This is a genomic window from Bradyrhizobium pachyrhizi (assembly GCF_001189245.1).
Classification (GTDB): Bacteria; Pseudomonadota; Alphaproteobacteria; order Rhizobiales; family Xanthobacteraceae; genus Bradyrhizobium; species Bradyrhizobium pachyrhizi.
The window spans coordinates 126468-146208 of the sequence record NZ_LFIQ01000118.1 but is presented as its reverse complement, the minus strand read 5'-3'; the positions used below and the strand labels follow the sequence as shown (position 1 = coordinate 146208).

Below are 19741 nucleotides of genomic sequence, written 5' to 3'. Positions count from 1 at the left end.
CGCCCTCGAGGAAGTTGATGATCGCGGCGGGCCGGCCGGCGAGCCGGCTAGTGACCTCGCCCTTGCGGTTGCGCGCCGGCTGCGGGCACGACACACCGCGCTCGGCGAGATGGGCCATCAGCGACAGGAAATACGGCAGGTCGTCCTCCGCCACGCGCTTTTCATAGAGCGTGAGGATGAAGGCGCCCTGGCTGGTGTGCAGCAGGAAGTTCGAATTCTCGACGCCCTCGGCGATGCCCTTGTAGGAGAGCAGTTCGCCGATGTCGTAGCTTTTGAGGAATTCCGCGAGGTCTTCGGCGGCAACGTCGGTGTAGACCGCCATATGGTCTATTCCGCCGCGGCAGCGTCAGGCCGCAGCGAACGCGGCAGCGGGAAGAACTCGTTCTCTTCCGCGGCCGAGACCGTCTCCACGTGCAGTTCGTAGCGCTCGGCGAAGGCGCCCATGATCTCCTCGACGATCACCTCCGGCGCAGAGGCGCCCGCGGTGATGCCGAGGCTCGTGATGCCTTCGAACCTGCTCCAGTCGATGTCGCTGGCGCGCTGGGCGAGTACGGCGATCGGGCAGCCCTCGCGCTCGGCAACCTCGCGCAGGCGCTGCGAGTTCGACGAATTCGGCGCGCCGACCACGATCAGGGCGTCAACCACCGGCGCCACCTTCTTCACCGCGAGCTGGCGGTTGGTGGTCGCGTAGCAGATGTCTTCCTTGTGCGGACCGTTGACGTTCGGGAAGCGCTGCTTGAGCTGCGCCACGATCTCCGCGGTGTCGTCGATCGACAGCGTGGTCTGGGTCACGAAGGCGAGGTTGTTGGGGTCCTTCGGAACGAAGGTCTTGGCATCCTCGGCGGTCTCGATCAGGGTCACGGCGCCCGCCGGCAGCTGCCCCAGCGTGCCGACCACCTCGGGGTGGTGGGAATGGCCGATCAGCAGGATCTCGCGGCCGCGCTTGAAATGGATCGCCGCCTCGCGGTGGACCTTGGTCACCAGCGGGCATGTGGCATCAAGCGAGAAGAAATTGCGGGATTTGGCCTCGGCGGGAACCGATTTCGGAACGCCGTGGGCCGAAAACACCACCGGCGCGTTGGTATCGTCGGGGATTTCGGCCAATTCCTCGACGAAAATGGCGCCTTTGGTCTTCAGGCTGTCGACCACATACTTGTTATGGACGATTTCGTGCCGGACATAGACCGGCGCACCGTAGATGGTGAGGGCACGTTCGACCGTGTCGATGGCACGGACCACCCCGGCACAAAAGCCGCGGGGGGAACAAAGCACGATTTTAAGATCGGGTTTTTTGGCTGACATCGGGCTGTCTCGGGGCAATCTCGGGACCGAATAACCCCTCGCCAGGCAGGCGGGGAACGGCCAATTTGAGTAAGGACTTGGGACTGCTTTCGGGCGCTGTCAAGGCGATTTTGCTGGCCCATTGCGCCATTCCCCCCGGAGGGCTTATATAGACCCTATAATTCCCGTCATCGCCGATGACTACCAGCTTCGCCTCGACAGAGGTGGGCGAAGCACAAAGGAGATTTGCCATGAGCAACGCACCGCTGATGCCGAAGGCGACTGCCGTGTGGTTGGTCGACAATACCGCCCTGACCTTCGATCAGGTGGCCGATTTTACCAAAATGCACCCCCTGGAGGTCCGCGCCATCGCCGACGGTGACGCCGCCCAGGGCATCAAGGGCATGGACCCGATTTCCAACGGCCAGCTGACCCGCGAGGAGATCGAGCGCGGCGAGCGCGACCAGAACTACCGCCTCAAGCTTCAGGAGAGCAAAGTGGTGCTGCCCTCCGCCGCCAAGAAGAAGGGCCCGCGCTACACCCCGGTGTCGCGCCGCCATGAGCGTCCGAGCGCGATCCTCTGGCTGGTGCGCAACCATCCCGAGCTGAAGGACGCCCAGATCATGCGTCTGGTCGGCACCACCAAGACCACGATCGCCAGCGTGCGCGACCGCACCCACTGGAACGCCTCGACCCTGACCCCGATGGACCCGGTGACGCTCGGCCTGTGCTCGCAGATCGAGCTCGATTTCGAGGTGCAGCGCGCCGCCAAGGAGAAGCCGACCACCACCGTCTACGGCGGCGCCACGCTGCTGCCGGCCTCCGAGACCACGCGCAAGGACGAGCTGGACGACCAGCCGATCGAACGCCATGACGATCTCAACGTCGATGCCGTGTTCGCCAAGCTGAAGACGATCGGCGGCAAGAAGCCCGACGACGACGAAGAGTAAGCGCGGCTCGCACAACTCGAAGCGCAGAACACGAAACGCGGCAGCGCAACCTGCCGCGTTTTTGCTTGGAAGCGCATGCGATGGGCGTGACGGCGGCCGTCGGCGCGGCTCAATGCCGGTCGGGGTTGTTCATCATGTATTCGCCGAGATCGCGCTGCCTTCGATCGGTGCGGGCTTCGGCGTTCTGGCGCTGCACGTCGCGGTTCTTGCGGCAAGCGACATAATCAGGCGAGCCGACCGCCACCTTGCCGCCGGCCTGGCAGTACTGATCGTCGTCCCCCATGCTCTCCGCGATCGGCGATCGGCCGCGCTCGAGACAGCCTGCAAGCAGCGGCAGGGCGAGCAGCAAGGCAAGAGGCGCGCGTGCGGAAATCGATCGCATCCGAGGGTCCGTATCTCGTGGCATATGACAGGGAGGCCGGGATGACCCGGCAATCCATCAAAATCAAGGCCGTTTTGCTTCCCAATGCGGAAGACTTGTTCCACAGGTGCCGACCTCAGGCGCGGGAGGTGCCAGCACTCCCTCGCCCCGCTCTTGCGGGGTCGAGACGAGCGAAGCTCGCTCTTAGAGAGTTGGGGTGAGGGGCCGCCTCCGCAGAATGAATGCAGCGAGCGTGCGGAGCCTTCCCCTCACCCGGATCGCATTGCCATGCGATCCGGCCTCTCCCCGCAAGCGGGGCGAGGCAACAAGAGCTACGCCTTCCCCTTCAGCGCCTCGCCGATTTCGTCGAGCACCTTCGGGTCCTCGATCGTCGCCGGCATGGTCCAGGGCTCGCCGTCGGCGATCTTCTTGATGGTGCCGCGCAGGATCTTGCCGGAGCGGGTCTTCGGCAGCCGCGCCACCGTGATCGCGAGCTTGAACGCGGCAACCGGCCCGAGCTTGTCGCGCACCAGCGCCACGACGTCCTTCTCGACCTCGGCGGGCTGCTTGGTGACGCCGGCCTTCAGCACCAGGAAGCCGCAGGGCACCTCGCCCTTGATCGCGTCCTTGACGCCGAGCACGGCGCATTCGGCGACATCGGGATGCGAAGCGAGGATCTCCTCCATTCCGCCGGTGGAGAGCCGGTGGCCGGCGACATTGATGATGTCGTCGGTGCGGCCCATCACCCAGACATAGCCGTCCGCATCCTTGTAGCCGGCATCCGAGGTCTTGTAGTAGCCGGGGAATTCCGAGAGATAGGCGTCCCTGAAGCGATCGTCCTGCTGCCACAGAGTCGGCAGGCAGCCCGGCGGCATCGGCAGCTTGATGACGATCGAGCCCATCGTGCCCGACGCCACCGGCTTCGCCGCCTCGTCGACGATGTCGACCTGATAGCCCGGCATCGGCACCGTCGGCGAGCCGTGCTTGACCGGCAGCTGGCCGAGCCCGACCGGATTGCCGGCGATGCACCAGCCGGTCTCGGTCTGCCACCAGTGGTCGATGACCGGCACCTTCAGCTGCTGCTCGGCCCACTCCACCGTCGGCGGATCGGCGCGCTCGCCGGCGAGGAACAGGGTGCGGAAGCTCGAGAGATCGTAATTCCGGATGAACTTGCCTTCGGGATCTTCCTTCTTGATCGCGCGGAATGCGGTCGGCGCGGTGAAGAAGGCGACCGCCTTGTGCTCTGAGATCACGCGCCAGAACGCGCCGGCATCCGGCGTGCCGACCGGCTTGCCCTCATACATGATGGTGGTCGCGCCGTGGATCAGCGGGCCATAGACGATGTAGGAATGGCCGACCACCCAGCCGATATCGGAGCCGCACCACCAGATCTCGCCGGGCTTCACGCCGTAGAGATTGTGCATCGACCATTTCAGCGCGACGAGATGCCCGCCATTGTCGCGCACCACGCCTTTCGGGATTCCGGTCGTGCCCGACGTGTAGAGGATGTAGAGCGGATCGGTGGCGGCTACCGGCACGCACGGCGCGGCCTTGCCGGCGTCGAACGCGGCGCGGCGCAGCGTCGCCCAGTCATGATCGCGGCCCGCGGTGAGCTCGCAAGCCTGCTGCGGCCGCTGCAGGATGATGCAGCTCTCGGGCTTGCTGCCGGCGAGGCGGATCGCCTCGTCGAGCAGCGGCTTGTATTGCACGATGCGCCCGGGCTCGATGCCGCAGCTCGCCGAGAAGATCAGCTTCGGCTTGGCGTCATCGATGCGGGTCGCAAGCTCCTTGGCCGCGAAGCCGCCGAACACCACGCTGTGCACCGCGCCGATCCGCGCGCAGGCGAGCATCGCGACGACAGCCTCCGGCACCATCGGCATATAGAGGATGACGCGATCGCCCTTCGCCACGCCGAAATCCTGCATCACCGCGGCCAGCGTCTGCACCTCCTCCAACAATTCGGAATAGGTGAATTTGGTGATCGTGCCCGTGAGCGGCGAATCGTGGATCAGCGCGACCTGGCGGGCGCGGCCGCCGGCGACATGGCGATCCAGCGCGTTGTAGCAGGTGTTGACCACGGCGCCGGCGAACCAGCGCCCATAGGCGCCCACAGAGGGATCGAAGATCTTCTTGGCCGGCTCGATCCAGTCGATCTCGCGCGCCGCTTCGGCCCAAAAGTTCTCGGGGTCCCGGAGCGAGCGGGCATACACCTCATGATACCGGCTCTGCTGGATATTCATCGCGTTTCTCCCTCGCGCGGTCGCGCGTCATTTGCCGACCATTGTCACGGGAAGTGGCGCCGTTTCAAGCCGAAATGACCGCGACCTTCGGCCGGGTCCGGCTAGTAGCCGTCGACGCCGTTGATCCGCTGCAGCCGCTCGCGCATCGCCTTTTCCAGGTCGTAGCCGGGCTTGCCGAAGTCGGCATTGCGGCGGGCGATGAACTGATCCTGCGCGCGCTGCAGCTCGCGCGCCTGGCGCGGATTCTGCGCCTCGCGTACGGTGCGGAACGTCGATGCGACGATCTCGCGATCGAGATCGGCAAGCGTGGGATTGGCGCAGATCGCCTTCTCAACCGGCCGGTGTGCCTTGCGGCAATCGAAGCTCGGCTTGCCGGCGACCGCCATCATGGCGCCGATCCGCTCCAGCTCCAGTGACAGCGATTTGTAGTTGGCCCTGGCGGCGGCGTGATTGGGGTCGAGCTTGACGGCAGCACCGAAATCCAGGATCGCCTTCGGCCGGTCGCCCTTGCGGCGCCACAGCTCGCCGCGCGCATTATGCGCATCTGCAAGCGACGGATCGAGCTTGAGCGCGGTGTCGTAGTCTGCGATCGCGCGGTCGATCGACTGCTTGCGGTCATAGGCGCCTGCCCGCGCCATCAGCGCCTTGACGCGATCGGGCCGCGCCGCCTTCTCATGTCGATCAGCGCGCCGCAGACATCGATGGTCTTGTCGTCATCGGCGGCCGCTGCCGCCGCGATGCAGGGGCCGGCATTGGCCTGCACATCCTCGCCCGGCTCGCTGCCGGTGGCGCGCGCAACGCCCGTCATCAGCGCGCCCGACAGGCCGACGCAGACCAGCATCGCGGCCAGATTTGCAGGTTTGCATCGCATCCCGATTGCCGACAAATCGTCCCTCTCCCGCGCCCGAACCGCCGGCTTCCGATGTCCGGCAGCGCGCCATTTGCCGCAAAACCACACGCTGGATTATACGTCAATTGCGACGATCGGCTGCATCGGGGGTTCGGCTTGCTCACATTCGAATGGATCATCGGGCTGTTGCTTGCGGCGGTGGCGTTGTCAGCGCTGGCACGGCGGATCAAGGTACCCTACCCGACCTTCCTGGCGCTCGGCGGCGTGCTGCTGACCCTGCTGCCGTGGGCCCCGACCTGGGCGCTGGAACCGAAACTGGCGCTGGCACTGTTCGTCGCGCCGGTGCTGCTCGATGCCGCGTTCGACACCTCGCTGCGCGATCTCCGCAACAACTGGCTGCCGGTCTCGACGCTGGTGGTGGTCGCGGTCGGCGTCACCACGACGGCGGTCGCCGTGGTCGCACATTGGCTGCGCCCGGACATGCCGTGGGCGGTTGCGATCGCGCTCGGCGCCATCGTGGCGCCGCCGGATGCGGCCGCGGCCACCGCGATCTTGCGCCAGGTCAACCTGCCCTACCGGATCCAGAAGATCCTCGAAGGCGAAAGCCTGCTCAACGATGCCAGCGCGCTGTTGATTTATCGCGTCGCGGTCGGCCTCGTCGCTGCCGAGCACATGAAGATCCGCGAGTTCGTGCCATCCATCACGATTGCGCTGGTCGGCAGCCTCGCCGCCGGCTTCCTGTTCGCGCAGGTCTGGATGATGATTACGCGTCGCATCACCGAGGCGCCGAGCGCGATCATCACGCAGTTCGGCGGCACTTTCATGGTGTGGATCATTGCCGAGCATCTCGGGCTGTCCGGCATCCTCACCATCATCGCCTATGCGATCACCATCTCGCGCACCGCGCCGGCCCGCACATCGGCGCGGCTGCGCGTGTCGTCCTACGCGGTGTGGGAAACCGTCGTGTTCGTGCTCAACGTGCTCGCCTTCATGCTGATCGGCCTGCAGTTGCGCCCGATCTGGTCCGGACTCGACGACGAGGTGCGGTGGAAATATTGCAGCTTTGCCGCCGCGATCCTCGCCGTCGTGATCCTCGCCCGCATACTCTGGGTGATGCCCTACGGCGCGCTGCTGCGCACGCTGAAGGCGCGCAACCTGCTGCCCGCCCACGTGGTGGACGCCGTGCCGACCCTGAAGCGCGGCTTCATCGTATCCTGGTGCGGAATGCGCGGCATCGTCACGCTGGCGGCGGCGTTTGCGCTGCCTGAATGGTTTCCGTATCGCGATCTGATCCTGCTGACGGCGTTTGCCGTGGTGCTCGGTTCGCTCGTGATCCAGGGGCTGACGCTGCGGCCGTTGATCCTGGCGTTGAATTTCGCTGACGACGATCCGGTCGGACGCGAGGCGGCCCATGCCCGTGGTGTGGTGTTTCGCGCCGCGCTCGACGAGATCGACGCCGACCCGTCGGAGGAGGCCGAGATCCTGCGGCTCGAATATCGCGCCGTGCTGCTGCGCGCGGAGAATGATCCCGATGGCGGCCTGACCTCACGCGAGCTGCCGTCGGATCCGCTGCGCCGCCGCGCCATCGCCGCGGCGCGTCAGGCATTGCTCAATCTGCGCCGCACCGAGGCGATCGGCGACGACGCATTCCATCTGGTCGAGGAAGAGCTCGACCGCGCCGAGCTCAGCGTGGAGGCGTAGCGCCGGGCCGCAATATCCTTTGAACCATCACAGGGTTTGTCAGACCTAACATCATGACAATCCTCATTGATCGCAATTCCCCGCGCGCCGCGGCGAAAGTCGAGGCGAAGTTCTTCTATTTCTATATGGCGCTGTCCTGCATGGCGGTCGCCTTTCTCGGCTTTGCCCCGACCTATTGGATGCCGATGGCGAGAGGCTCGCTGTCATCGCCTCCCGTAGTGCACCTGCATGGGCTGCTGTTCTTCGCCTGGACACTCTATTTCGTGTTCCAGAGCTGGCTTGCCGCCTCGGGGCGGATTGCACGGCATCGCAGCGTCGGATTGATCGGCATCTCGCTGGCGACCGCGATGACCATGATGGGCATCGTGGCCTCGATCAGCGTCATGAAGCGTTCGGCTGCGATCGGACAGCTCAGCGAGGGCCTTGCGTTTGCCATCGTTCCGCTCAGCGGCATCCTGTTCTTCGCCGTCGTGTTCGCGCTCGCGATCATCTGCCTGCGCGACCGCGAGACGCACAAGCGGCTGATGCTGCTGGCGTCGATCTCGATCCTCGATGCCGCGGTCGCGCGCTGGTTCCTGACCTTCCTCGCACCACCCGGACCGGTTGGGCCGCCTCCGGTCCCGGTCACGATCGCACCGGCCCTCGTCGCCTATCTGCTGCTGGTCGTGGCGATCGTGTTCGACTGGCGCACCCGCGGCCGCCCGCACCCGGTCTATATCTATGGCGGGCTGGCACTGGTCGCGGTGAAGCTGTTGAACTGGCCGATCAGCACCTCGGCGGCCTGGCATTCCGTTGCTGGCGGCATCCTGGCGCTGGCGCAATAGCCTCCTTCACGTGCCTGACTTCGACGTGATGCCGCCGTCGACCACGAGCTCGATGCCGGTGACGTATTTCGATTCGTCCGAGGCAAGGAACAGCGCGGCATTGGCGACGTCCCAGGCGTCGCCCATATGCCCCATCGGAACCTGCGCGTCACGCGCGCGCCACATCGCCTCGACGTCGCCCTTGGCGTAGCTCTGCGCCAGTCCGGCCGAATGCGCGACCATCGGCGTCTTCATCAGTCCGGGCAGGATCGCGTTGACGCGGACGTGCTTCGAGGCGAACTCGACCGCGGTCGAGCGCGTCATCTGGTTCATCGCGGCCTTGCTCGCGTTGTAGCTGACATAGGAAATGCCGACATGGCGGATCGAGGCGATCGACGAGATGTTGATGATCGAGCCGCCGCCCTGCTTGATCATGACGGGAATGACGTGCTTCATCGACAGATAGGCGCTCTTGAGGTTGACCGCGAAGACGCGGTCCCACTCGGCTTCCGCCACCTCGACGACGCTGCCGACCTCTGCGATGCCGACGTTGTTGTCGAGCACGTCGATGCGGCCATAGGCCTTCAGGCAGGCCGCGACCATCGCCTCGACCTCGCCGGCGCGCGAGACATCGGCGGTGAATGCGACAGCCTTGCCGCCTTCGCCGGTGATGATGCCGACGGTCTCCTCCGCCGCGGCGCCGTTGCGATCGACGCAGAATACGCTGGCGCCCTCGCGCGCAAAGGTGACGGCGGTCGCCTTGCCATTGCCCCAGCCGGGCCCGATCGAGCCCGCGCCGACCACCATCGCAACCTTGCCCTTGAGTCGATCCATCGCCTGTTCTCCCTTGTCATTGTAGCCCGGATGGAGCGAAGCGTAATCCGGGGCCACTGTTCCCGGATTGCGCTTCGCTCCATCCGGGCTACGGATCGTTGCAAGCACTCATCGTCGTGACATTAGCACCGATCGGATGCCCGAAAATCTCCGATAACGTCTGGCAGTGTCCCTCCTGGCACAGGTGCCATTCGCCCGCGGCGCCGGAATTGCCGAGCACGACCTCCGGCCTTGGCACCGGCTGCGGCGACCATTGAAACCAGCCATCGACAAGGCGCGCCTCCGGCGGCGGCTCCATGCCGGCGCCCGTGCCCTTGACGCGCGCCTGTTGCAGCGTGAGCCCGGCCGGCGTGACCAGCCAGTCCTCCTGCCAGGCGCTCTTCTCGATCGAATGCGTCCAGGCGAGCGTGAAGGCCGCGATCGACAGCGCCTTCACGACTCCCGCGGAAGCGAGGCAGAGGCTCAAGCCGCCGCTACCGCATTGCGCGGACGCTGCCGCCATTGCCACAGCACGACAGCGGCGGCGAGTGTGAAGCCCGCCGTATCCGAGAACGGGAAATCGCCGAGCAGGCAGAGCGCGGCGCCGAACGCGACCAGGATCTCGATGAAGGTCAGCCGCGTGAACAGGAAGCCGATCGCGACAATGCCGAACAGCGCGATCGCCACCAGCGCCTTGAAGGTCGCCAGCGCCACCGCGCCGTAGAAGCCGAGCTGCGCCTGCATCGGGTCCCCGGCCTGCAGCATCAGCGCCGGCGAATAGACGAAGATGAACGGAATGACGTAGCCGGCAAGCGCGATCCGCATCGCCTCCCAGCCGATCTTGTCCGGGTTCTCCTTGGCGATGGGCGCCGCCGCCAGGGCCGCGAGCGCGACCGGCGGCGAGAGGTCGGCCATGATGCCGTAGTAGAACGCAAACATGTGGCTTGCGATCAGCGGCACGCCGAGCTTGGCGAGCGCAGGAGCAGCCAGCGCCGCGGTGATGATGTAGGTCGGGATCGTCGGGATGCCGGTGCCGAGCAGGATCGACAGCAGCATGGTCATGATCAGCGCCAGGAACAGGCTCTTGGCGCCGAGCCCGATGATCCAGCTGCCGAAGATGGTGCCGACGCCGGTCTGCGTCATCATGCCGATGATGGTGCCGACGATGGCGCAGGCCATGCCGACGGTCAGCGCGGACTTGGCGCTGTCGGCGAGCGAGTCGCGGCAGGCTCTCAGCGTGGCGCGGCCGCCGCGGGTGATCGCCGCGATGACGATCAAACCGGCGACGACGCTCGCGACCGGAACGATCTCGATACCGTGGCGCGAGACCGCGGCGACCACCAGCGCGAGGCCGATCCAGAAGATGTAGCGCACGACGGTGTTGGAGAAGCCGAGCGTGATGCTGGCACCGAGGATCAGCGCGACCGTGAGCGCAAGCCCCATGCTGCCGGCATAGAGCGGCGTGAAGCCCTCGAACAGCATGTAGACCAGCGCCGCGAGCGGCAGCACGAGATACCAGCGCGCCACCAGCGCCTTCCAGGCGCTCGGGATCTCCGAGCGCTTCATGCCGACGAGGCCGTGCTTGCCGGCTTCCAGATGCACCATCCAGAACGCCGAAGCGAAATAGAGGATCGCCGGGATCACCGCGGCCTTGACGATCTCCGAATAGGGCACGCCGAGCGTCTCTGCCATGATGAAGGCGACCGCGCCCATGACGGGCGGCATGATCTGCCCGCCCATCGATGCGGTGGCCTCGACGCCCGCGGCGAATGCGCGGCGATAGCCGAACTTGATCATCAGGGGGATCGTGAACTGGCCGACGGTGACGACGTTGGCGACGCCCGAACCCGAGATCGTGCCCATCATGCCCGAAGCGAACACTGCGACCTTGGCGGGGCCGCCGCGCGTGCGGCCGAACAGGCCGAGCGAGACGTCGGTGAACAGCTGGATCATGCCGGCGCGTTCCAGGAACGAGCCGAACAGGATGAACAGGAAGATGTAGGTCGCCGAGACGTAGATCGGCACGCCGTAGAAGCCTTCGGTGCCGAACGAGAGATGGGTGACAATCTGGTCGAAGTCATAGCCGCGGTGATTGAACGGCGACGGCAGATATTGACCGAAGAACCAGTAGAGCAGACAGGCGCCGCACATCAGCGGCAGCGCCGCCCCCATCAGCCGCCGCGTGCCCTCGAAGATCAGGACCGCGAGCAGCGTGCCGACCGCGAGGTCCATGTTGGTCGGGTCGCCGTCACGGGCGATCAGGTCGGCATAGAAGATCCACTGGTAGAGCCCGCAGAGGAAGCCGGCCGCGCCGACAATCCAGCTCACCGCGCGGCCGAAATCGGTCTTGGCGGTGAAATTGCCGATCAGGCCGAAGGTCAGGAGGATCAGGAAGCCGACATGAACGCCGCGCACCACCTGGCTCGGCAGGTAGTTGAAGGCCGCGACATAGAGCTGGAACACCGCAAAGGCGAGACCGATGGCGTAAGCCAGATGCCCCCAGGCGCCCGGGCCGAAGCCTTCCGGAAAGCCATGCTCGAAATTGTCGAATTCAACCTTGATGGGCTGCTCGCCCTCAACCTGCTGCTGCATCGAATTTAAGTCCCCCGCCGTGCCAACGGCGCTTATAGCGCCCCACCGCACGTCATGCGCGGGCTCGACCCGCGCATCCATCGAAAAATCAACGTCTTTGGAAAGATGGATGGCCGGGTCGTCCCCGATCAAGTCGGGGACGGGCGCCGGCCATGACACCCTCGAAGCGTAACTGGCCTTACTTGATCAGGCCCTTCTCCTTGTAATAGCGGATCGCGCCGGGATGCAGCGGAACCGGGCTGCCGGTCGCGGCGGCCTCGAGCTTGATCTCCTTGCCCGCGGCGTGGGCGTTGGCGAGCTCCGGCAGCGATTCGTAGACCAGCTTGGTCATCTGATAGGCGAGATCGTCCGACACCGCACTCGAGGTCACGAGGTAGTTCACGACCGCGGCCGTCGGCACGTCCTTGTCCTGGCCGGTATAGGTGTTGGCCGGGATGATCACGGAGACGAAGGGCGGGCCGATCTTGTCGACGGTCTCCTTCGGCACGGCGACCACGGTGATCTCGCTTGAGGTCGAGAGGTCCTTCAGCGAGGCGACGCCGAGGCCGGCGGACTGCAGCGTGGCGTTGAGCTGGCGGTTCTTCATCAGATCCACCGATTCGGCGAACGGCAGGTACTCGACCTTGCCGAGATCCTTGTAGCTCATGCCGGCGGCCGCGAGGATCGCGCGCGAGTTGAGCTCGGTGCCCGACTTCGGCGCGCCGACCGACAGGCTCTTGCCCTTGAGATCGGCCAGCGTCTTGATGCCGCTCTCGGCGGTCGCGACGATCTGGATGTAGTTCGGATAGATCGCGCCGATGGTGCGCAGCTTGTCGAGCTTGTTCTTGAAGCCGGCCTCGGCGTCGCCTTCCCAGGCGGCTTTGAGCGAATCGCCGAGCGTGAAGGCGATCTCGCCGCGGCCCTGCTGCAGCAGCACCAGATTCTCGACCGAGGCCTTGGTCGCCTGCACCTGGGTTTTCACGCCGGGGATCTTGTCGCCGTAGATCTTCCCCATCGCGACGCCGAGCGGATAGTAGACGCCGGAGGTGCCGCCGGTGAGCACGTTAATGAACTGCTCGGCCTGCGCGACAGGCGCGGACAAAACGTTGGCTGCCACCATCGCGGCAGCCATCAACTTGGAATTCATGAGTATTATTCTCCCCTTAAGCCGGCCGGAAATTGGCCGGACACCCCCGCCGGGTCAACCCATCCAAATGACGCATGCGCGGCGAAAATCCCCACTGGCAACACTACCTTACCTGCGCGGGAACTCGCCGCCTGCGGGCGGGTTAAGATGCGCAATCTCGCCGCGAGGTATGACTTGCAGCCATCCGGGACGACCGTTGGGCGGGCGCTCGATGCGTTGAACTTCTCCCTCGCCGACGTGCGGGACGGGCTCGGCCCCTATCTGGCGATCTACCTCCTGACCGAACGGCAGTGGGACGAGGCCTCGATCGGCTCGGTGATGTCGATCGCGGCCATCGCCGGAATCATCGCCCAGACCCCGGCCGGCGCCCTGATCGACCGCAGCCGCGCCAAGCGCGGATTGATGATCGCCGCCGCCATTGCCGTGACCGCCGCGTGCCTCCTGCTGCCACAGCTCGACCGGTTTGAACTGGTTGCCGCGACCCAGGCGCTGGCGGCCGCCGCCGGTTCGGTGTTCGCGCCGGCGATCGCCGCGGTGACGCTTGGCATTGTCGGACCCAAGACCTTCGCGGCGCGAACCGGCCGCAACGAAGCCTTCAATCACGCCGGCAACGCGGTGGCCGCCGCGATCGCCGGCGGCACCGCCTACTGGTTCGGTCCAGTGGTGGTGTTCTGGCTGCTCGCGGCAATGGCCCTCGCCAGCATTGCCGCGACGCTGTCGATCCCACCCGCCGCCATCGATCACCAGGTTGCGCGCGGCCTCGACGATATCGTCGAAGGGCACCGCACAGCGCATGACCGGCCATCCGGCTTTCGCGTGCTGCTGACCAGCAAGCCGCTGCTGATCTTCGCGGTGTCGACCGTGATCTTTCACTTTGCCAATGCGGCAATGCTGCCGCTGGTCGGGCAGAAGCTCGCACTGGTCAATCGCAACCTCGGAACATCGCTGATGTCGGTCTGCATCATCGCGGCGCAGGTGGTGATGGTGCCGGTCGCCATGCTGGTCGGACGCAAGGCAAACGTCTGGGGCCGCAAGCCGATCTTCGCGATCGCGCTCGCGGTGCTGGCGATCCGTGGCGCACTCTATCCGTTGTCGGACAATCCATACTGGCTGGTGTCGGTGCAATTGCTCGACGGCATCGGCGCCGGAATATTCGGGGCGTTGTTCCCGCTCGTGGTTGCCGATCTCACGGACGGTACCGGGCATTTCAATGTCAGCCAGGGCGCGATCGCCACGGCAACCAGCCTCGGCGGAGCGCTGAGCATGGTTGTCGCTGGATTCATTGTTGTCCACGCCGGTTACAGCGCCGCATTCCTGCTCCTTGCAGCCGTCGCTTGCGCCGGGTTGATCGGCTACTGCACGTTGATGCCGGAGACGTTGCGAGCGGCAGCGGCAACGTCACGCACATCTGCATTGGCGTCAGAAAACGGATGATCTGATTCGCGGTCGCGCTCGATGAGTCGCCCAGCGTGATGCGATCCGATGTCCGACAATGACGCAGTTGCGCGTCGGCGTCGACGCGTCAACACAGTCATTAACGCCGTCTCTCGATGACACACGCGCACAGAGTTTCTGCCGATGCGCAAAGTCGGACGCGATCGCGCTTATGACCGTCAGATGACGCATTTGTTGCACGCGTAACAGCGGTGAGACGTCGCGATTCCACGGTCATTTGAATCGAATTGAATCCTTTAAGGTTAGCGAGGCAATCAATGTATGAACCAGAAATTTCCATGATTGCCGCCGCTCTAGGATGTACGAGTCAAGCCGGGGTAACTACGGACAAGGCGGGGCATGAATCACATCAGTCACATCGGACACGCACGAGCCGGCTGGTTCGGACATCGCAAGCTGACCCCACGCGCATGCATTGCGGACAGCAAAAAACACCTTCGGACCTTCCTCGCCGAGGCGCTGGAAGACCTCGGCTTCATCACCAGTGAATGCAGCCAGGCCTTGGAACTCGACACCGTTCTGGACGCGGAACGGCCCGATCTCCTGGTGCTCGGCGTGTCCGTGGACGGCATCGAAGTCAGTAAAATTCTCGAGACTTTGGTGAGAAAGGACTATGGCGGCAAGGTCCTCGTCATCGGGCAGCCGGACTCGATCATCGTCAAGGCGGTCCGGCAAATCGGCGACGAGTACGGCATCGCCATGCTGCCGGCGCTGTCGACGCCGTTCAGCGCCGGGACCCTTCGCGACAGTCTTGCGTCATTGATGCCGCTTGAACCCGCGCCGAGCCCGGCGGTGGACGTGCCCGAAGCGCTGAAGGCCGGCTGGCTCGAGCTGTGGTATCAGCAGAAAATTCATCTCCGGACGCTGGTGCCGAGCGGCGCCGAGGCGCTGATCCGGATGCGCCATCCGGCCTGGGGCGTCGTGCCGCCGGCCTACTTCATCCCGGACGAAAGCGATCCGCATTTTCATGCGCTGTCCGAGTTCGTGATCGAGCGCGCAATCGAGGACTGGCGCTATCTCCTCGAGCAGACCGGGCCGGTCAATCTCTCGATCAACCTGCCGATCTCCTTCCTCGCCGACGATCGTGCCGTGCGCGAGCTCTGTTACCGGATGCCGGATCATGCGGCCTTCGCCGGCCTTTTGATCGAGATCGACAGCACCGACGTGGTCGATAATCTGGATCTGGCGATCGATGTCGCCCGGCGCGTTCGGCTGCACAATATCGGCATCTCGATCGACAATGTCGGCGCCAACTGGCCGTCTTTGCTGGGACTGCCGAACTTTCCATTCGTCCAGCTCAAGGTCGACCATCAATTCGTCACCGGCTGCGCGGATCAGCGCCTGAAGCAGACGGTGTGCCGGCGTGTCGTGGAGCTGGCCCACGACAACGACGCGCAGGTCGTTGCCCAGGGAGTCGAGACGCGCGCGGACTTTCTCGCCGCGCACGAGATGGATTTCGATCAGGTCCAGGGTTACCTGTTCGGCAAGCCGATGGGCGTCAAGAAGTTCGCCCGCTCACGCATGCATTTCTCGGAGAAAGAGTCGGCCTCCTGAGGCACGGCCGATCAGGCTCGAACGCCGCGATCGATCGCGCGCAGCGCTTCGCCGCGCGCGATCAGGCGTTTTGCATTGGAATAGGTCGGGACCTCGAGCAACGAGCCGTCAAGTTCGACGCGCCCCAAGCCCTTTGTCCGCGCCGCTTCGAACGCCGCGACGATCCTGCCCGCCTGGCGCATCTCCTCCTCGCTCGGCGTCAGGACGCCGTTGACGATCGAGGCATGCGCGGGATCGACCAGGCTCTTTGCGGTGTAACCCAGCCGCCGCGCCCAGATCGTGTCGCGTTCGACGCCTTCAGCGTCGCTCCAGGTGTAGGGACAATCGACCGCGACGACATCAGCGGCACGACATTCGACGATGAAGCGCTGCCGCGCGTAAGCCAGCTCCAGGCCATCGCTGCCGCGCTCGGCACCAAGATCGGCGGCGAGGTCTTCGGAGGCCATCAGGCAACCGATGACGCGCCGGCTCGCCATGGCGATCGCACCGGTCTGCACCAGACCGCGCGCGAACTCGATATTCGGCAGCAGCGACGTCGATCCCTCGGCGATACCGTAGTCGCGCTCGAACCGCGTCACCGCCTCGTCGAGCCTGACGACATGGTGCGGCTCGGCGACCTTCGGCAGTGCGACGATATCCGGACGTCCGCGCATCACGGCGGCGAGATCGTCCATGCCGTCCTGGTCCAGCGGATTGACGCGGACCGCGACCACCACGCCCTGGTCGCGCCAGGCCGCGTAGAGCTCGGCCGCCAGGGCCCGCGCCTTCGGGCGCAGCGATGGCGGGGTAAAATCCTCGAGCTCGTGGATCAGCACGTCGGCACCACTGGCGGCCGCGTGCTGCAGCACGTCCTCGTTGGCGCCTTCGAGAAACAGCCAGGAGCGGCACAGCGGGGCCGGGCGCAGCTTGCGCATCACGCTATCAGCGCCGCCGTCACTGGAACGTCATGTCGAGGCATTTCGAGATGTCGGAGCCGAGGCCGGACGAGATGGTGATGCAGCCGCGGATCTTCTGGGTGTTGACGTCGTTCGCCCAGATCGCATAGCCGCCCGGACCGAAGAACGAGTTGGTGTTCGGCGGCTCGGTCTCGGTGGCGTCAAAGGTGTAATTGCCGTCGGTCTCGAAGATGCGCGGCTTCTTGGTGCAGCCGCCGTCGGCCTGCACGTTGATGACCTCCTTGTTGTCCCGCGTCAGCGCCAGCGAGACCTGGCAGCGGAAGTATTCCGAGGTCTTGGCGTTGAACAGATAGGCGTAGGACTTGCAGGTCGCGGTATTGAGCTTGCCGGCGGACAGGCCGCGGCTGCAGGAGATCCGCTGGTTGTTGGAGAGCCTGAACTCGTCCGCCTGCGCGACTGACGCCAGCGTCATGAACGACAGAGCGACACCGATTCCGATCTTCATGACGTGGTTCATCCTGATCATCCCAAGGTAGTGTTTCCGGCAATCAAAGCGTTTGTAAACGGTAACGCGAAAATAGTCGCCAAGCTTGATGCGGGAAATCACAAAGTCCCCGATCCGCGAGCGGTCGCGCCGATTGTCGTATTGACGCGCGAACATCGTTCGTGATTTGTTCAAAAAACGTGGGGACGACGCCGTTTTCTCGGCCGGAGGTGGATCATGACGCATTTTTTGACCAAGACTTTTATTGCGACTGCGGCTTTTGCCGCGATGACGACCTGCACATTCGCGCAGGAGGCTGCGCCCTGGGAGCTGAAGTCCGACATGGGCTACGCCTATGACAAGGACGGCAAGACCTGGTCCTACAAGATGGGCACCAACAACGCCGGCACGCTGCTGAAGGGCGCCAAGAAGGTGCCGAAGGGGACGCTGTTCTTCATCGGCCAGAACGGCCAGCTCTACATGCGCTCCGGGCCCTATCTCGAGGGCGACGGCAAGTTCAAGTTCGGCTCGAATTAGAGCGTTTTCGAGCGAAGTGGACGCCGGTTCGCGTTAAGAAAACGCGTCAAATGAAGAGTCCAGGGCTCCGGTTCTGATTCGATCAGAGCAGGAAATACCCTGACGGTTTTCGGCAGGCATCAGAACGCCGCGGCCAGTTCCTTCGCGCCGGGCTTGTTGCTGTTGAAGTCCATCCGCTCGTTGGTGACGGCAAGCAGCCTGGCCACCGTGTTGTGGCGGATGGCGACCGGGTTGCGCTCGTAGCCGGAGCGCTGGAAGAAGTTCGAAGTCGGCACCTGCTCGCGCATCGCCTGCGGCATGGTCACCATGTCGAGCCCGGTGCCGTCGCCGGTCAGGTTCATCATCTCGAGCTCGGCCGCGGTCAGCGGCCGGCTGTAGCCCTTGTTGCGGGCGAAGATCACCGAGGTCAGCAGCTTGTGGGTCTGCAGCATCGGGCCGACATCGATGTCGAGCACCATGGCGTGGCACGCCCAGCCCTGCGGCGTATCGGCGAGGCGCTGATGCGCCGACCAGTCGTCGGGCACGGTGCGCGTGAACGCGACCATCTTCTTCAGCACCGCGAGCTTGTGCTCCATCGCCTTGCGCGCGGGCCCCTGCGTCCTCGCAACCCGCTCGGTCAGATCCCGCACGAATTCATGGCCCTGCTCGGCCAATAGCTCGACGGTGTTGGTGGTGAGCAGCTGGTTGTAGCCCATCGCGGTAGAGATGGCACGCTTGCCGCCGTGCTCGATGCCCGCCTGCACGTCGTAGTTGCCGGTGCCGCCGGTCTCGAACGAATAGACCCGCACCGCCTGCTCCGGCGTCAGCCCCGCGGCGCGCGCGTAGCGGGCATAGGCGCGCTTGAACTCGACCTCACTGGCCGGCCGCTGCGGCGTGAACTGGAAGTGTTCGCCGGCCGCTCTGACCAGATCCGAGGCCACCGGGAGCGTCTTGGGCGGACGCGGCGGCTTGCCTTCCTCCTCTTCCGGAGCCGGATTGACCGGCCGCTTCGGCCCCTCATAGACCGGCGGCTGCTGTAGCACGTAATCGTCCAGCGAGATCTGCACGCGGTCGCGCCGCTTGGCATTGCGCCCGCGCCTCTTCTCGGCGATCGCGTTCCAATAGGCGCTCGCATCCTGCTCGAAGGCGGCGCGCGCCTCCTGATATTCCTGCAGCTTGCGGCGATATTCCATGATCGCCTGCGGCGATGCCTGCGCCATCGCATTGGCGACGGAAGGCGGCAGCGCGCCGGCCTCGCCGGCAAATACGGACGGCGCGCCGGCGACGAGCGCGAGCGCGAAAAATCCAGGGCACAGACGAATCAATTGCGGGCGCATGGCCTCGTTGTAGCAAGCACGGCCGCGAAGTCAGCCCGGAATTGTCCGGATCGCAGCGGCCGGATGCCGCGATCAATGCAGAATATTCGCCACAATGCGGTGTTCTCCGACGAAAGCCTTGGAGAAAGCCTTGGAGCTTGCGATGAGAATGGCACTCTGGCTCGCCGCCGCCTGCGCGTTGACGCTCGCCGCACCGGCGCGCGCCGAGCGTCCGGACTGCGGATCGTTTCCGGATACGCGTTCACGCTTCACATGTTACGAGAATGTGTCGCGGGCGCCTCCGGAACCCGAGGTCGCGGTGCATTCGCCTGGTGCGCAGGGGAAATCAATGAAGATGAACGCCCGCAAGCGGCATCACAAATAGCGTCATCGTCGCTACTTCCATGCGAATACCGGCTGCTCCAGTTCGGCGACGCGGGTGCTGCGGCCGGCCAGCACCTCGCGAAATTGATAGATCAGTGCGGCCGTCGGCGCATGGATCTGCTGGCCACCGAGGCGGAAGCGGATCACGCGGCGCGAGCTCTCCGGGATCGTGACAAAGCTGAACGCATCATCGGGCTCGATCGCATCGAGGCCGATGCGATGGACGGAGGCGACCTCGTCCGGGTTCGGCGTGATCGCCGCATGCGCGCCGGCCCAGACCACGACCGGCGTGATCAGATAGCCCGACCGCGTCGGATAATCGTCAAGCATGCCGAGCACGTCGCGCTTCGACAACGCGAGCCCGAGCTCCTCATGCAGTTCGCGCAGCGCGGCCTCGGCCTGCGTCTCGCCGGCATCGC

General features: G+C 65.1%; 18 protein-coding genes and 2 pseudogenes. 7 read left to right on the top strand and 13 right to left on the bottom strand.

Going from position 1 to position 19741, the window contains the following annotated elements:
• Together AKL29_RS46015 and ispH are read right to left on the bottom strand one after the other, a co-directional pair.
• Positions 1 to 322, bottom strand: a pseudogene (locus tag AKL29_RS46015) (phosphotransferase); the annotation flags it as partial.
• 5 nt (positions 323 to 327) lie between these two features.
• The gene (gene ispH, locus AKL29_RS34600) at positions 328 to 1302 is read right to left on the bottom strand and encodes a 4-hydroxy-3-methylbut-2-enyl diphosphate reductase (RefSeq protein ID WP_050387244.1); all 975 of its coding nucleotides are present in this window, start codon (positions 1300 to 1302) and stop codon (positions 328 to 330) included.
• Positions 1303 to 1532: 230 nt separating this feature from the next.
• Between ispH and AKL29_RS34595 the strand changes: the two genes are divergently transcribed.
• Positions 1533 to 2231 (top strand): DUF1013 domain-containing protein, encoded by a 699-nt coding sequence (locus AKL29_RS34595; RefSeq protein WP_028334764.1) that lies wholly within the window; start codon positions 1533 to 1535, stop codon positions 2229 to 2231.
• A 109-nt stretch (positions 2232 to 2340) separates the two neighbouring features.
• On the opposite strand, the gene AKL29_RS34590 is transcribed toward AKL29_RS34595, so the two are convergent.
• The 3 genes and pseudogenes from AKL29_RS34590 to AKL29_RS34580 form a co-directional block, all read right to left on the bottom strand.
• Entirely contained in the window at positions 2341 to 2613 is a 273-nt protein-coding gene (locus tag AKL29_RS34590) for a hypothetical protein (RefSeq protein ID WP_075969207.1), read from the bottom strand.
• Between the two features lie 311 nt (positions 2614 to 2924).
• The gene (locus tag AKL29_RS34585; protein WP_050387243.1) at positions 2925 to 4832 is read right to left on the bottom strand and encodes a propionyl-CoA synthetase; all 1908 of its coding nucleotides are present in this window, start codon (positions 4830 to 4832) and stop codon (positions 2925 to 2927) included.
• 101 nt (positions 4833 to 4933) lie between these two features.
• Positions 4934 to 5703 (bottom strand): annotated as a pseudogene (locus AKL29_RS34580) (tetratricopeptide repeat protein).
• 135 nt (positions 5704 to 5838) lie between these two features.
• Here AKL29_RS34580 and AKL29_RS34575 point away from each other — a divergent pair.
• Entirely contained in the window at positions 5839 to 7383 is a 1545-nt protein-coding gene (locus AKL29_RS34575) for a cation:proton antiporter (protein ID WP_050387242.1), read from the top strand.
• Positions 7384 to 7436: 53 nt separating this feature from the next.
• Positions 7437 to 8207, top strand: coding sequence for a hypothetical protein (locus tag AKL29_RS34570; protein WP_028334760.1), 771 nt, complete (start codon positions 7437 to 7439; stop codon positions 8205 to 8207).
• Between the two features lie 6 nt (positions 8208 to 8213).
• Here AKL29_RS34570 and AKL29_RS34565 read toward each other — a convergent pair whose 3' ends face one another.
• The 4 genes from AKL29_RS34565 to AKL29_RS34550 form a co-directional block, all read right to left on the bottom strand.
• Positions 8214 to 9020 carry an SDR family NAD(P)-dependent oxidoreductase gene (locus AKL29_RS34565; RefSeq protein ID WP_028334759.1) on the bottom strand — a complete coding sequence of 269 codons (807 nt, stop codon included), beginning with the start codon at positions 9018 to 9020 and terminating at the stop codon, positions 8214 to 8216.
• An 88-nt stretch (positions 9021 to 9108) separates the two neighbouring features.
• The gene (locus AKL29_RS34560; protein WP_050387241.1) at positions 9109 to 9522 is read right to left on the bottom strand and encodes a DUF1850 domain-containing protein; all 414 of its coding nucleotides are present in this window, start codon (positions 9520 to 9522) and stop codon (positions 9109 to 9111) included.
• Positions 9483 to 11591: a TRAP transporter permease gene (locus tag AKL29_RS34555; protein WP_050387240.1), complete on the bottom strand. Its 2109-nt coding sequence runs from the start codon at positions 11589 to 11591 to the stop codon at positions 9483 to 9485. Before AKL29_RS34555 ends, AKL29_RS34560 begins: the two co-directional genes overlap by 40 nt.
• 178 nt (positions 11592 to 11769) lie before the next feature.
• Positions 11770 to 12717 carry a TAXI family TRAP transporter solute-binding subunit gene (locus tag AKL29_RS34550; protein ID WP_050387239.1) on the bottom strand — a complete coding sequence of 316 codons (948 nt, stop codon included), beginning with the start codon at positions 12715 to 12717 and terminating at the stop codon, positions 11770 to 11772.
• 147 nt (positions 12718 to 12864) lie between these two features.
• On the opposite strand from AKL29_RS34550, the gene AKL29_RS34545 reads away from it, so the two are divergent.
• Positions 12865 to 14151, top strand: a complete 1287-nt coding sequence (locus tag AKL29_RS34545) for an MFS transporter (protein WP_050387238.1) — start codon at positions 12865 to 12867, stop codon at positions 14149 to 14151.
• A 360-nt stretch (positions 14152 to 14511) separates the two neighbouring features.
• On the top strand, positions 14512 to 15726 hold the full coding sequence (locus AKL29_RS34540; protein WP_050387237.1) for an EAL domain-containing response regulator: 1215 nt from the start codon (positions 14512 to 14514) through the stop codon (positions 15724 to 15726).
• Between the two features lie 11 nt (positions 15727 to 15737).
• Here the strand turns inward: AKL29_RS34540 and AKL29_RS34535 are convergent, their stop codons facing one another.
• Both AKL29_RS34535 and AKL29_RS34530 read right to left on the bottom strand, forming a co-directional pair.
• Positions 15738 to 16640: an HpcH/HpaI aldolase/citrate lyase family protein gene (locus AKL29_RS34535; RefSeq protein ID WP_063779987.1), complete on the bottom strand. Its 903-nt coding sequence runs from the start codon at positions 16638 to 16640 to the stop codon at positions 15738 to 15740.
• Between the two features lie 19 nt (positions 16641 to 16659).
• A complete protein-coding gene (locus AKL29_RS34530; RefSeq protein WP_028334752.1) occupies positions 16660 to 17139 on the bottom strand; it encodes a hypothetical protein in 480 nt (159 codons plus the stop codon).
• Positions 17140 to 17343: 204 nt separating this feature from the next.
• Here AKL29_RS34530 and AKL29_RS34525 point away from each other — a divergent pair, with 204 nt between their 5' ends.
• Positions 17344 to 17643 carry a hypothetical protein gene (locus AKL29_RS34525; RefSeq protein ID WP_028334751.1) on the top strand — a complete coding sequence of 100 codons (300 nt, stop codon included), beginning with the start codon at positions 17344 to 17346 and terminating at the stop codon, positions 17641 to 17643.
• Between the two features lie 119 nt (positions 17644 to 17762).
• On the opposite strand, the gene AKL29_RS34520 is transcribed toward AKL29_RS34525, so the two are convergent.
• Positions 17763 to 18959: a hypothetical protein gene (locus AKL29_RS34520; protein WP_050387235.1), complete on the bottom strand. Its 1197-nt coding sequence runs from the start codon at positions 18957 to 18959 to the stop codon at positions 17763 to 17765.
• Between the two features lie 148 nt (positions 18960 to 19107).
• On the opposite strand from AKL29_RS34520, the gene AKL29_RS41335 reads away from it, so the two are divergent.
• Positions 19108 to 19323, top strand: a complete 216-nt coding sequence (locus tag AKL29_RS41335; protein ID WP_244482583.1) for a hypothetical protein — start codon at positions 19108 to 19110, stop codon at positions 19321 to 19323.
• Positions 19324 to 19334: 11 nt separating this feature from the next.
• Here the strand turns inward: AKL29_RS41335 and AKL29_RS46010 are convergent.
• Positions 19335 to 19741: NUDIX hydrolase (locus tag AKL29_RS46010; RefSeq protein WP_244482582.1), on the bottom strand; the 407-nt coding region annotated here is incomplete at its 5' end.